Genomic DNA, 10576 nt, shown 5'->3' with positions numbered 1-10576 from the left:
ATGGCGGAGGGGCTGTTGGATCAGGGGGAGTGTCGCTGACTTTGGTGGCTTCGGCTCGGCCCGCCGGATGCCCTGGTGGACTCCATTGAGATACGCTAACATGTACGTAATGGTGTCCCGAAACTCTGGAGGTGCTCATGCCATCGCTCCGGCCCACGACTGACGTTCGGCCTGTCACTGAGTTCCGTGCGAACACGTCGGCGATCATCGAGCAGATGCATGCGACCAAGCGCCCGGTCATCTTGACCCAGCACGGCCGCAGCGCAGCGGTGCTGCTTGACCCGGTTGTTTACGAGCGCCTTGTTGACGAGATCGAGCTGCTCCGCGACTTGGCCACCGCCGAGTCCCAGATTGCGGAAGGCCGGACCATCCCGCATGACGAGGTCGTCCGCCGGATGCGGGCGAAGTACTCCCTGTGAGAGTCGAGTGGACCGAGCTCGCAGATCCATCCTGACGATCTCGGGTGAGTCGAACGCCGATCGAGTAGAGAATATTGATCGTGGACTTCCACTAGAGGTGATGACTATGAAGACCAAACTGGCGCCGGTCACTCCAGGCGAGCTGCTGTGGGAGGAGTTCTTGGCTCCCATGGGCATCTCGCGCTATCGGCTTGCGAAAGAGATCGGGGTACCTGCTCAGCGCATCGGCGAGATTGTTGCCGGACGCCGCGCGATCACGGCTGACACGGACCTTCGCTTGTGTCGGTTCTTCGGCTTGTCCGACGGTTACTGGCTGCGCGCTCAGGCTGCCTACGATACCGAGGTCGCGCGGGAGCTGTTGGCTGAGGAGCTTGAGAGCATCCATCCTTGGACGAACGCTGTCGGGTAGAGGACTTCGGAGCGATGAGCTAATGCCGTTTGCAGTATCATCCGGTTAGGCACAAGCATTGTTGGGAGGAGGACGACCTGTTCTTTATCGGGAACTACCTGCACGTCGTGCGGAATTACTACACTTTCGAGGGCCGAGCCTCTCGACGGGAGTACTGGGCATACATTTTGGTCCACGGCGTCATCGTGCTGGGACTCTTCGCAATTGACTCGGCCTTCGGGCTCTTCTTCGGTGCGGACTACGGAGTTTTGAGCACCACCTACGGTGTCGCACTTGCTTTCCCAACGGTCGCCGTGGCGGCCCGACGGCTGCACGATGTGGACCTCAGCAGCTGTTGGCTCGCCATTTCTGCAGTGCCACTGATCGGGTTTCTCGTCCTGCTGTCCTCCCTTGTGCAGCGAGGGACACGCGGGGACAACCGCTTCGGCGCTGATCCATACGGTCCGCGCCACGTGACGATGCCCTCAGACGGAGGGTCTCCTTATGCCACCCGACGAGGCCGGTTCTTCGTTTGTCCATGGTGCGAGCAGTCGAACCCGGCTGGGCGGTCGTGCTGTCAGTGGTGCAATAAGCCGTATCGTGAAGAAGCGGGTCAGGAGCACCAAGTGCTGGGCGTCTGAGAATCGGGCGACCGAAAAGAAAGCCGTCATCCACCGCGCCGGTTGCTCCGCTCGGCAGTGTGTAGCCGGATCCACTCGGCCAACGCATCTTCCTCGACGCGTCCGGAGGCAAGGGCGACGATGGTTGTGACCACTTCGGCCTCGCTCGCCGTGAACTCGAGTCCGTTGAGCCCCAGGAATACCGCCATCACGACGAAGGCTACGCGCTTGTTGCCGTCGTGGTAAGGGTGGTTGCGGGCAAGCCCCCAACCGTAAGCCGCTGCAAGTGCGGCGATGTCTGCGGTCGGCGTGTAGGAGAGAAGTTGCCTCGGGCGCGCGAGCGCGGATTCGAGCAGGTTCTCATCGCGTAGCCCCGGCATCCCGCCGTGGGTGAGCAGCATGTCGGTCTGGATGGCGTCGACGACGACGCGGGTGACCCACCTTGGTTCGCTCACTGGCATCGATGACGCCTACTTCGCAAGTTCGCGCAGCGCGCTGCGATAGGTGCGCCCGACCTCGGCGGCGATCGAGAGTGCTTCTTCGGTATCGGTGTCGTAAGGCGTCAGCAGGATTCCGCGGTCTGTCTCGATAGCGATCACCGTGTCGCCAGCGGCAAGCTTGAGCCTGTCAGCCATGTCTTTGGGCAGGGTGGCGGCTATGGATCCGCCGACCTTGCGAAGCTTCACTCCCTGGCGCATTTCGTCCTCCGTGGTCGGGGTCATGACAATTGTAGCACAGATGTGCTACTTCGAGTCCGCTAGGCGGGGTGTCAAGCCCGAGGGGGTCAGCCTTGCTTTGTGTACCACTAGGGTGTACCATCGGTTCATGCCTTCACCACGATTCAGTCGGCTCCCGCCGGAGCGACGCTCGAAGATACTTGCTGTGGCCCGCGAGCACCTCGCCCGGGACGGGATCGAGGGCGCTTCGTACAATCAGATCATTGCGAACGCGGAGATATCCAAGACTACCGCGTACATGTATTTCGACGGCAAGCGGGATCTTGCTGCTGAGGTTGTGCGCGATGTGTACGCGCGACTGGGCGAAGTTATGGGCCCTTGGCGCGCAACTGAGTCGTCGGATCTGTTCTGGGAGCAGCTCGCTGTGACGAGCGATGCGCTGCGTCGCCATCTTCTCGCCCACCCTGACGATCTCGCACTCCTGGCCCAGCCGGAGACCGTGGGGGTATCCGAGCTGGACGTTTGGTTCGGGCAGATGCTCGACGACGGGATCGCCCTAGGCGTGATTCGCACAGACGTAGAGCGGCCGCTACTGCTCGCCGCTACGGTCGCCCTCTTCCGCGTGATCGATGAATGGGAGTTGGCCGCGCTGTCATGCGGGGAGAGCATCGACCCGGCCCCGGCCTGGCGCCTGCTTCGCGGACTCTGGGCGAGCCCTTCCTCGTCGCGTGCCGGTGTCGCGCCCGTCCCAGGCGCAGAGCTGCCCTCGCCATGACGACAGTGAAGATACCTTCGCTGTTTCACGATGTGCTGGGGGAGACTCCGTCGCCCGTTCAGATTGCGGTCATCGTCGTATTCGGTGTTGGCATCGCGACCGTCGTCACGGAGCTGCTCCGGCCAGGGCTGCCTGGCCTTCCCTGGTGGCGCGTCGCCATCGCCTGGGCGCTGACGGTCGACATCGCGGCAGGGTGCGTCGCCAACTTCACCCGCTCGACGAACGACTTCTACGCAAAGCGTCAGCTGAATCGCTGGGTGTTCATCGCGATTCACGTTCACGTAATCGTAGTGGCAGCAGCGTTCGGCGTCGCCCTGGCCCCGGCAATCGCCGTTTGGGTGTATACGATCGCGGGTGCGTCGATTGTGAACCTCCTGTCCGGTCGCGGCACGCAGGTCTTGGTCGCCGGCCTCCTGCTCGCCGTCGGCATCGCCTGGATTCCGCTCCTCCCAGGGGTACCTGCGCCGATGCTCGTCGTGTTGCTACTCTTCATGCTCAAGGTGCTGTTCAGCTTCGCGGTCGACCACTACCGAGACCCGGCATACGCGCGATGAGCGCCGCGCTTCCGGAGCCCGAGATCCGCGATCTGACATGGCGGGATCGGCGAGCCTTCGTGGAGACGATGGGCGCCGCGTTCGCCGACGACCCGCTCTTCGTGATGTTATTCGGCCCTGGTGTGCGGGAGAGCGGCGAAGAGCGGACATCGTCATGCGCCCGGAGAGCTGCCTTCGTTGAGTACCTCTTCGACATGAACCGCCTGATGGGCGGCACCCCGCGCGGGCTTCTCGCCGAGGGTCGGCTGGTGGGTGCTGCGTTGCTTGAGCCGCCGGCGGGGCGCGCGGCCGTCAACGGGCTGAGGATGCTGGCCGCGGCGCTTCGATTCGCACCCCTCCTGCCGCGTCTTGGCACCACCCGGTCGGCCCTGCTGAACCGCTACTTCCGCAGCACCCGTGCGGTGGTCCCTCGCGCTCCACACCACTACCTTCTGATGATCGGCGTGCAGCCTGACGCACAGGGCCGTGGCTGGGGGAGGCTACTCATGCAGGATGCGATCTCGCGCTCCGATCGCGTATCTCGCTCCGTTGGGATTGCGCTCGACACTGAGAACGCGGACAACATCGGAGTGTACGAGCCTTGGGGGTTCCAGCGGCGGACGTGCTTCGAGGTTGGCGGGGTCGTTGTGCACTCGATGTTCCGCCCTCGGCAGGAGTCCGTTCGACCGCTGACCACTATCGACTGACACGGGTCGACACTCGTGGTCGGGCGAGCACAGTGTCCTCAGCGACCGACCCGCCTATCGATTGAAGTCGTCCTTCTGTGCGACAATGCGCTGAATGCGTTGATGCGATCTGAGGGCGGGCGCATAACAAGCCTGAACCCGTAGCGGGTTGTCGAACTCCGGAAGGGAGATCGAAACATGAGGCCTGAGGAACTGCGGCGTTACATCAAGGCGACCGAGCGCGCGGTCATACCCTCGACGGTTGCGATGAGGGTCCAAGGGATCGGCATCCTTCGTAAGCTGCCGCGTCGACTTCAACAGATGATTATCGACCGGGGCTCGCGTACCGACCCGTATATGAGCTTCGTCGTCGAGCCCTACGCCGTCTTCCTCGCATTCGAGATCACCGACCTCGAGGCGGCAAAGCGCCTGCTACCGCCCGGTTACGCGCTCCACCCTTCGGCGATGTTCGCTGACACCGACAAGCGTCCTTGCGCGATCATCAGCGCCTTCAACGTGCACACGAACGCTTTCTGGGGCAGCCGCGTCGAGTTCTATCTCGTCGCCGAGAACCGTGAGACCGGATTCCTATCGTGGATCATCGAGGATTACGAGAGCAACGCTCCCAGCTACGATCCCAGCCGAGGCTTCACCCTCCCCAGTACGTCGCACTCGGTTGTCACTACTTCCTACCGAGGCGAGATCATCGTCGACGTGGCAGGCGCGACATCGGGCAACAGTCTCGCGTTGTGTGCCGACCTGACCGGCGCCCCGCTTGCCGGGCTCGAGCAGCGACTCTGGGTCGAAGGCAACCTATCGGTCGACTACGGCGGTGAGCTGCAGCAATCCACCAAACCGTTCAGTCTCGTCTTCGATCCGGGCGAGATGGCCCAGGCACTGAAGTTGCCCCTCGATGCCATCTCGCTTTGCACAAATACGTTTGGGGACGGAATCCTGGATCCGCAACCCTTCGAGGTGGCCGTCTTCCCCTACGCGCAGCACTTCATCACCACGAGCTTCCCGACCGGCAAGTCGCTGCGCACCGTCGAGGACCTGGAAGACGCGGCCCGCGAGCTGAGCGAAGCGCTGGGGGCTGCGAAGTAGCAGGGTTGGGCGGGGCGCGGCTACTCGGCGTACTGGGCGCGCTTTGCGGTATCATGTGACCGCACGGTTCGAGTGGATGGCCGGGTTACTCGGCAGAGCACGGTGGCGAAAGAGGGAGCAGACGAATGCTTGAGGCTACGGAACAGCAGACCGAGGAGCTGTCGGTATTACAGGCCACGGTCGCTAAGCTCGAGAAGAGCAATCGCCGGTTGAAGATCGGGGTGATCGCCCTAGGTGCGATCATGGCCTTAGGAGCTCTCCTGGCTTGCGCATCAATAGTACTGATCCCGCTGGCTGCTCTTCAGGGTTTCTCGATGTCAGAGGTGGATGAGCCGCAGATCCAGGCTGTTCGGTCAGCTGCGGATGACGCTCTCCAGGGCATCGCCAGTGATGTGCAGGTAAGGAGCGTCGAGGTTATTTCCGGGGATGGAGCGGGTGCGACCGCCGACCTCCTCCTCGGTAGCGGCATGTACATGGTCTACGTGGAGTTTCGGGTCGGAAGTACGGATACGATCGTTGCCAACATGTTCGACCCTTCTTTTGGCGGCACACTGGGAGACTCAGGGATCATCCCGATGCTCAGTGTGGGCGACGACAAGTTGACACAAGAAGACTTCGTTGCCCTGCTAAAGGCCTACTCGGAGCAGAGCGACAAGCCCTTTGGTGGCGCACTCCGCTACGGCGGGATGCCGTCGCACCCGATGGGTTCGTTGGAGGAGTCGGTCACGATCGGAGGCGAGCGCTATAAGGCGGCTGAGCTTTGGTCGGTGTTCCCGGGCCGCCTTGTCGAGGGCGATGAGTATCGCTTCGAGCGGGACGTAGTCTCTTCTCGGGAAGCGCTGGTATTCCGCAAGGACCCTGTGACTGGCGAGTTCACCTACGTCGGCTCTGAGGCATTCGTCGATCCGCTGGATGACTGGATGATGTTCTAGCGGGGGCTTCATGAAGTGGCTTGTATGGATATCGATCGGCTTGGCTCTTCTGCTGCTGACCGGCTGCGGGAGCTCCGGTGGCGAACTGTCTGCCGACGATCGGAGTCGACTCGATAGCCTCGATGCGACCGGGGTCGTGAGAGCGTACTTCGAGTCGGGCGACCAGGCCACGGAGTTTCATCTGTCTGGCCCTGAAGAGCGCCAGTGGCGTGAACAGCCGGATGCCCTGCTGAATCGAGAACGCGAAGGCGGGATCAGCGACCTGGTCATCGAGGGCGGTCGTGAGGTTGAGATTCTCGGCATCGATCGTGAGCAGTTCCCCGAGCAGAGGCAGTTCACGGTCAGCTACACCTCGCCTCGTGCGAACGACATCGGTGAGCCGGCCGGACCGCGCTTCTTCTTCGTCTATGTGGGGCAAGGGGACGACGGCGCGTGGAGGGTGCTCAGCATCGGCACGGGGCCGTAGGTCGGAGGCGGGAAGAGTGGTTGCGGGGTACAATGCGAGGCGCGATGATTAGCACACGACCACTGGAGGTAGACCATGAAGTACGGAGCCCGCAACGCAGTGACCGGTGTCGTCACGTCCGTCAAGAAGGGCGAAGTCATGGCGTTGGTGAAGTTCGACGTCGATCCATGCGAGATGGCGTCGGTCCTCACATCGGAGTCTGTTGACGAGATGGAACTCGCCGTCGGCGATCGCGTGAGCCTGATCGTCAAGGCCGTCAACGTGCTTCCAGTCAAGGAGTAGCTTGCCGAATAGACCGCCGCCCTCGCAATGAACGAGAGTCGGCCTCGCCGAGGCCGACTCTCTCGCTGGCGCCTCATGGGCGACGCCCTCGGTCATGCGGAATTCACGCAGTATCTGCGATGTCCGAGAGCTTCGCGGCGAATCCTCCCCCCGCGACCAGGCGCTCTTCGACCTTGACGGTCAGAGCCCAGGTTCCACCAGCGACCCAGAAGGGCCAACACCAGAAGTAGTAGCCGGTCAGCGAATTGAGCATTGTGGAGCCGATCACGACGATGGCCCACACGCCCAGGGCCTGCCGGTATCTCTTCTTGTACTCGAGCGCCCGGGTCTCGATGGCATCGGGCGCGGCTTCGTAGCGCAAGTATGCGGCCCGGATCCACCAGATACCTGCGCCGAGTACCGCCAGCAGCGACAGGGCGGCAGCGGGATGCACCAGCTCGGTCCAGGCTCCCATCGCGGTGCTTGCGATCATCACCGCGGCCCCGATACCCGCGCTGATCGCGATCACGTGGAGATCCAGGTGGGTCGAGTACAAGGTCGCCACCGGGGGAGCATCGGGGGTTTCTCGGTCGGCGAATTCGGCGACAAGGGGAGAGAGGTCGCCCAGAGAAGCGATCGCCACCCCGAGGGCTTCGTCTTGCGATTTGCCCTCGGCGACGAGGTCGTTCACCTTGGCAGTCAGGTCGGCGATGATCTCCTCCTGCTGCTCGATGACCTCGGGCGTGGGCTTGACGCCCTGAAACGCACCCTGGACGTAGAACTTAATTGCCTCCATCGGATTGCTCCTTCCCGGCCTCGCCTGAGACGAGACGGTCGATCAGGCTGCGCGCGCGCTTCCAGTCCGCGAGATTGCGCTGGTACGCAAGCCTGCCCTGCCCCGTGATCGCGTAATACTTGCGGCGCCCCCCCTGGGATTCCTCTCCCCAGTACGAGCGTATGAGTCCTTGCGCCTCGAGTCGGCGCGCTGCCGAGTAGAGAGTCGGCTCCTTGAGTTCGTACTCGGAGTCGGAGAGGATCGCCACCTGCTTGCACAGGTCGTAGCCGTAGCGTGCCGGTATCTCTTCTTGTACTCGAGCGCCCGGGTCTCGATGGCATCGGGCGCGGCTTCGTAGCGCAAGTATGCGGCCCGGATCCACCAGATACCTGCGCCGAGTACCGCCAGCAGCGACAGGGCGGCAGCGGGATGCACCAGCTCGGTCCAGGCTCCCATCGCGGTGCTTGCGATCATCACCGCGGCCCCGATACCCGCGCTGATCGCGATCACGTGGAGATCCAGGTGGGTCGAGTACAAGGTCGCCACCGGGGGAGCATCGGGGGTTTCTCGGTCGGCGAATTCGGCGACAAGGGGAGAGAGGTCGCCCAGAGAAGCGATCGCCACCCCGAGGGCTTCGTCTTGCGATTTGCCCTCGGCGACGAGGTCGTTCACCTTGGCAGTCAGGTCGGCGATGATCTCCTCCTGCTGCTCGATGACCTCGGGCGTGGGCTTGACGCCCTGAAACGCACCCTGGACGTAGAACTTAATTGCCTCCATCGGATTGCTCCTTCCCGGCCTCGCCTGAGACGAGACGGTCGATCAGGCTGCGCGCGCGCTTCCAGTCCGCGAGATTGCGCTGGTACGCAAGCCTGCCCTGCCCCGTGATCGCGTAATACTTGCGGCGCCCCCCCTGGGATTCCTCTCCCCAGTACGAGCGTATGAGTCCTTGCGCCTCGAGTCGGCGCGCTGCCGAGTAGAGAGTCGGCTCCTTGAGTTCGTACTCGGAGTCGGAGAGGATCGCCACCTGCTTGCACAGGTCGTAGCCGTAGCGGTCCTCGGTGCTGAGCAGGCCGAGCACGATGGTGTCGATGTGTCCTCGGATCAAGTCACTGCTGATCGGCGTTTCGCCCATACCTCGTACCTCCCTTCGACCACAACATATAGCACAATACTATGCCTGTCAAGGTATTGTGCAAGAAATAATCGCGAGTCCGGCTGCGTGGTATATTCGAGTGCAAAGCGCCGCTGCTGCAGATGGCGGCGCGGATGACTGCCGAGGAGGCGCCAGTGCCAGCTCCCGTGATCGTGTGGTTCCGCCGCGACCTGCGGCTCGCCGACAACCCGGCGCTCGCGGCGGCTCTCGCGCGGGGCGGCGCGGTCGTGCCTGCAGTCGCCGACGCGGCGGCGCTCGCCCTCGGGCCCGCAGCCCACGCGTGGCGCGCACACTCGCTACGCGCGCTCGACGCCGAGCTTCGGCAGCGCGGGTCTCGGCTGGTGGTGCGCGCCGAGTCGGCCGCGGCCGCCATCTCCGCACTCGCGCTCGCGGTGGGCGCCCGGGCGGTCGTATGCGCGCGTGACTGGACGCCGACGTCGCTTGCCGAGGAGACCGCTGTCGCCCGCGCGCTGGCAGACGCAGGCGTCGCGCTCGAGGTCCACGAGGGGCAGCTGCTCCTCGCGCCGCCTGCTATCGAGACCGCGAGCGGCGGCCCGTACCGCGTGTTCACCCCGTACCATCGCGCGTGGATGCGCATGGTCGACCCCGCGTCGCTCGGGGCCTTGGGGGCGCCCGAACCCGGATCCGCGCCCGGACCCGCACCCGAATCCGCGCCCGCGCGCATCGCCGCGCCTGAGCGCTGGCCGGACTCCGCCCCGCTGCCCGAGCCCGATCCCGCGGCCCCCGACGTCGCTGCCTGGTGGACGCCGGGCGAGGCCGGCGCGGCCCGGCGACTTGCGGCGTTCGTCCGCGAGCACGCAGCCACCTACGCCGAGGGCCACGACCGCGCCGACCTCGACGCCACCAGTCGCCTCTCGCCGCACCTGGCGTGGGGGGAGCTCTCGCCTCGGCAGGTAGTCGCTGCAGTGAGCGCGGCGGGGGGAGCGCCAGCGCTGGGGTCGCCAGCGGCCTCGGGGCCGGCCGACGCCGCCGCACCCTTCATCCGACAGCTCGCTTGGCGCGAGTTCGCGTACCACGTGCTGCACCACTTCCCCGAGCTGCCCGAAAAGCCCTTCCGCCCGGCCTTCGCGCAGATGCCGTGGGCCGACGACCCCGCCGGACTCGAAGCGTGGCGGGCGGGGCGCACCGGCTTTCCGCTGGTCGACGCGGGCATGCGCGAGCTCGCGACCACCGGCTGGATGCACAACCGCGCGCGGCTGGTCGCCGGGTCGTTCCTCGCGAAGCACCTGCTGCTGCCATGGCAGCTCGGCGAGTCGTGGTTCGCCGAGCGACTCGTCGACGCGGACCTCGCACTCAACGCGTTCAACTGGCAGTGGGTGGCCGGCAGCGGGGCCGACGCCGCGCCGTACTTCAGGATCTTCAACCCGATGCTCCAGGGCGCGAAGGTCGACCCCGACGGCGCGTACGTCCGCCGTTGGATCCCCGAACTCGCAGAGATGCCCGCACTCTGGATCCACCGGCCGCATGAGGCGCCGGAGGCGGTCGTCTCGGCAGCGGGCGTGGTGCTGGGCGAGACGTACCCGCGCCCCATCGTCGATCATGCCGAGGCACGCGCGCGGGCCCTGGCGGCTTTCGCGGTGGTGCGCGCGCGGTAGGTGCGTTGCCGAGGTGGCCCGACCTCGGTATACTCGCTGTTGCACCCGCCGCCCTCGCGCGGCGCTATCACCTCGCGGAGAGGTGGCAGAGTGGTTGAATGCGGCGGTCTCGAAAACCGTTATGCGGGTATCCCCCGCATCGAGGGTTCGAATCCCTCCCTCTCCGCCAGC

At 64.7% G+C, this 10576-nt stretch carries 16 protein-coding genes, 1 tRNA gene and 1 pseudogene; 12 read left to right on the top strand and 6 right to left on the bottom strand.

What is annotated here, in order from left to right:
* Positions 1-137: 137 nt before the first annotated feature.
* The 3 genes from M1617_06515 (at position 138) to M1617_06505 (ending at position 1448) form a co-directional block, all read left to right on the top strand.
* Entirely contained in the window at positions 138-419 is a 282-nt protein-coding gene (locus M1617_06515) for a type II toxin-antitoxin system Phd/YefM family antitoxin (protein ID MCL5887922.1), read from the top strand.
* A gap of 106 nt (positions 420-525) precedes the next feature.
* Positions 526-828, top strand: coding sequence for a HigA family addiction module antitoxin (locus M1617_06510; GenBank protein MCL5887921.1), 303 nt, complete (start codon positions 526-528; stop codon positions 826-828).
* A gap of 29 nt (positions 829-857) precedes the next feature.
* A complete protein-coding gene (locus M1617_06505; GenBank protein ID MCL5887920.1) occupies positions 858-1448 on the top strand; it encodes a DUF805 domain-containing protein in 591 nt (196 codons plus the stop codon).
* Positions 1449-1474: 26 nt separating this feature from the next.
* Here the strand turns inward: M1617_06505 and M1617_06500 are convergent, their stop codons facing one another.
* Positions 1475-1888, bottom strand: coding sequence for a type II toxin-antitoxin system death-on-curing family toxin (locus M1617_06500; protein ID MCL5887919.1), 414 nt, complete (start codon positions 1886-1888; stop codon positions 1475-1477).
* Between the two features lie 9 nt (positions 1889-1897).
* Entirely contained in the window at positions 1898-2125 is a 228-nt protein-coding gene (locus M1617_06495) for an AbrB/MazE/SpoVT family DNA-binding domain-containing protein (GenBank protein ID MCL5887918.1), read from the bottom strand.
* 184 nt (positions 2126-2309) lie between these two features.
* Here M1617_06495 and M1617_06490 point away from each other — a divergent pair, with 184 nt between their 5' ends.
* The 7 genes from M1617_06490 to M1617_06460 all read left to right on the top strand — a co-directional run bounded on the left by M1617_06490 (position 2310) and on the right by M1617_06460 (position 6882).
* Complete coding sequence (locus M1617_06490) at positions 2310-2879, top strand: TetR/AcrR family transcriptional regulator (GenBank protein ID MCL5887917.1); 570 nt, start codon at positions 2310-2312, stop codon at positions 2877-2879.
* Positions 2876-3433 (top strand): hypothetical protein, encoded by a 558-nt coding sequence (locus M1617_06485; GenBank protein ID MCL5887916.1) that lies wholly within the window; start codon positions 2876-2878, stop codon positions 3431-3433. Before M1617_06490 ends, M1617_06485 begins: the two co-directional genes overlap by 4 nt.
* On the top strand, positions 3430-4119 hold the full coding sequence (locus M1617_06480) for a GNAT family N-acetyltransferase (protein ID MCL5887915.1): 690 nt from the start codon (positions 3430-3432) through the stop codon (positions 4117-4119). Before M1617_06485 ends, M1617_06480 begins: the two co-directional genes overlap by 4 nt.
* Positions 4120-4296: 177 nt before the next feature.
* Positions 4297-5202 carry a hypothetical protein gene (locus tag M1617_06475; GenBank protein ID MCL5887914.1) on the top strand — a complete coding sequence of 302 codons (906 nt, stop codon included), beginning with the start codon at positions 4297-4299 and terminating at the stop codon, positions 5200-5202.
* 125 nt (positions 5203-5327) lie between these two features.
* Positions 5328-6134, top strand: a complete 807-nt coding sequence (locus tag M1617_06470; GenBank protein ID MCL5887913.1) for a hypothetical protein — start codon at positions 5328-5330, stop codon at positions 6132-6134.
* Positions 6135-6144: 10 nt separating this feature from the next.
* A complete protein-coding gene (locus M1617_06465) occupies positions 6145-6600 on the top strand; it encodes a hypothetical protein (GenBank protein ID MCL5887912.1) in 456 nt (151 codons plus the stop codon).
* A gap of 75 nt (positions 6601-6675) precedes the next feature.
* Positions 6676-6882: a TOBE domain-containing protein gene (locus M1617_06460; protein MCL5887911.1), complete on the top strand. Its 207-nt coding sequence runs from the start codon at positions 6676-6678 to the stop codon at positions 6880-6882.
* A 103-nt stretch (positions 6883-6985) separates the two neighbouring features.
* On the opposite strand, the gene M1617_06455 is transcribed toward M1617_06460, so the two are convergent.
* The 4 genes and pseudogenes from M1617_06455 to M1617_06440 form a co-directional block, all read right to left on the bottom strand.
* The gene (locus M1617_06455; GenBank protein ID MCL5887910.1) at positions 6986-7657 is read right to left on the bottom strand and encodes a permease prefix domain 1-containing protein; all 672 of its coding nucleotides are present in this window, start codon (positions 7655-7657) and stop codon (positions 6986-6988) included.
* The gene (locus M1617_06450; protein ID MCL5887909.1) at positions 7644-7904 is read right to left on the bottom strand and encodes a PadR family transcriptional regulator; all 261 of its coding nucleotides are present in this window, start codon (positions 7902-7904) and stop codon (positions 7644-7646) included. The genes M1617_06455 and M1617_06450 overlap by 14 nt, the downstream gene beginning before the upstream one ends.
* 368 nt (positions 7905-8272) lie before the next feature.
* Positions 8273-8413: pseudogene (locus tag M1617_06445) on the bottom strand (hypothetical protein).
* On the bottom strand, positions 8400-8768 hold the full coding sequence (locus M1617_06440) for a PadR family transcriptional regulator (protein ID MCL5887908.1): 369 nt from the start codon (positions 8766-8768) through the stop codon (positions 8400-8402). Before M1617_06440 ends, M1617_06445 begins: the two are co-directional and overlap by 14 nt.
* Before the next feature lie 134 nt (positions 8769-8902).
* On the opposite strand from M1617_06440, the gene M1617_06435 reads away from it, so the two are divergent.
* Entirely contained in the window at positions 8903-10405 is a 1503-nt protein-coding gene (locus tag M1617_06435; protein ID MCL5887907.1) for a DNA photolyase family protein, read from the top strand.
* A 76-nt stretch (positions 10406-10481) separates the two neighbouring features.
* Positions 10482-10574, top strand: a tRNA-Ser gene (locus M1617_06430).
* Positions 10575-10576: the final 2 nt, after the last annotated feature.

The sequence above is a fragment of the Actinomycetota bacterium genome, from assembly GCA_023488435.1.
Lineage (GTDB): Bacteria > Actinomycetota > Coriobacteriia > Anaerosomatales > UBA912 > UBA912.
The sequence above is the reverse complement of the archived record's forward strand: the minus strand, read 5'-3'. Positions and strand labels throughout refer to the sequence as shown.